The sequence below is a fragment of the Winogradskyella pacifica genome (assembly GCF_013403915.1).
Classification (GTDB): Bacteria; Bacteroidota; Bacteroidia; order Flavobacteriales; family Flavobacteriaceae; genus Winogradskyella; species Winogradskyella pacifica.
In genome coordinates, this window is the sequence record NZ_JABFDI010000057.1 from 1 (window position 1) to 984 (window position 984).

Here is a 984-nt window from a genome sequence, read left to right on the forward strand (position 1 = left end):
GACACCATTCCCACCGACACCATTCCCGCCGTCGCCGACACCGTTGCCGTCACTGCCGCCGACGGTGAGATCCCGGGCCAGTTGAGCATCGACGACATCGCCAGTGCCGCCGACGGCATCGGCAGCGACCTTTCCAACGTCACCGAGTCAGGGGTATCAGCGTGAGTATCGAACGGCTACAAACACATTACGGTTTCACTCGGATGCCGTTCGGGCGGAACCTCGCACCGTCGATGCTGCATCGCCACCCCGGTCACGCCGAAGCGGTCGCCCGCATCACCTGGTGCGTCGATCAACACGCCATCGGTGTGATCACCGGTGAGGTCGGTGCCGGTAAGACCGTCGCGATCCGCTCCGCCACGGCAGCATTGGACCCTGCACGACATGTCATCATCTACCTGCCGAACCCCTCGGTCGGGGTCCGCGGGATGCTCCACCACGTCGTCAGCGCACTCGGGCGGGTCCCGAACTTCTACACCGCCACGTTGGCCCCGCAAGCAGCCGAGGCGCTCGCCGCCGAGCATGCCGAACGCGGACGGACACCGGTCGTGGTGATCGACGAAGCACACCTGCTCGACAACGCGCAGATGGAAGCGATCCGGATGCTCACCAACCATGACATGGATTCGGGGTCACCGTTCGCGGCGTTGCTCGTGGGGCAACCGACATTGCGGCACCGGCTCAAGCTCGGTGTCCTGGCTGCGCTCGATCAGCGCATCTCCGTCCGCTACAGCCTCGGCGGGATGGCACCTGCTGACACCGCCGACTACATCGCACATCACATCAAAATCGCCGGCCGGTCGGATCCTTTGTTCTCCGACGACGCGGTGTCGTTGATACACAACGCCGCTCGGGGTCATCCGAGGTCGGTGAACAACCTCGCAGTGCACGCACTGACCGCCGCATTCGCAGCGAAGTCGGCGATCGTCGACGAGAAAGCCGCTCGGATCGCCGTCACCGAAAGTGGCAACGACTGACGCACCC

The 984-nt window shown here is 64.6% G+C and carries 1 protein-coding gene; it reads left to right on the forward strand.

What is annotated here, in order from left to right:
* Window positions 1-203 precede the first annotated feature (203 nt).
* The gene (locus HM984_RS18030) at window positions 204-977 is read left to right on the forward strand and encodes an AAA family ATPase (protein WP_218845076.1); all 774 of its coding nucleotides are present in this window, start codon (window positions 204-206) and stop codon (window positions 975-977) included.
* Window positions 978-984 lie beyond the last annotated feature (7 nt).

Excerpts from the sequence above, each read along its gene's own strand:
- HM984_RS18030 (WP_218845076.1), top strand. The coding sequence starts at position 204 with ATGCCGTTCGGGCGGAACCTCGCACCGTCGATGCTGCATCGCCACCCC.